Origin of the sequence: Klebsiella sp. ME-303, from assembly GCF_007910085.1 — a bacterium.
Lineage (GTDB): Bacteria > Pseudomonadota > Gammaproteobacteria > Enterobacterales > Enterobacteriaceae > Klebsiella > Klebsiella michiganensis.
This window is the reverse complement of record NZ_VOJB01000101.1, coordinates 5,754-6,011: the sequence shown is the minus strand read 5'-3', so window position 1 is coordinate 6,011 and position 258 is coordinate 5,754. Positions and strand designations below refer to the sequence as shown.

The window sequence follows — 258 nt, the reverse complement described above, 5'->3', positions numbered from 1 at the left end:
GTTAATGACCCAGCTGAAATTGCTGCAACAGCATACCGGGCTTAACGACACTATCAGTCAGCAGCGTAAAAATTTATGGTCCCTGCAATCAAAATTCACGGTTATCGAAGAAGCATCGAAAACCCGTGCGCTGAGTAAAGATGAACAATCGTTACTCACCAACAAAGATAAAGTTCTGGCTCAGGCAGAGGTCAATGCAAAATTAGGCGATCAGATCGTCGCTCAGGAACGGCTGAATAAGCTTCAGGATAACTCGTT

At 44.6% G+C, this 258-nt stretch carries 1 pseudogene; it reads left to right on the top strand.

The window, feature by feature from the left end:
• Window positions 1-258: pseudogene (locus FQK12_RS27795) on the top strand (phage tail tape measure protein); the annotation flags it as partial.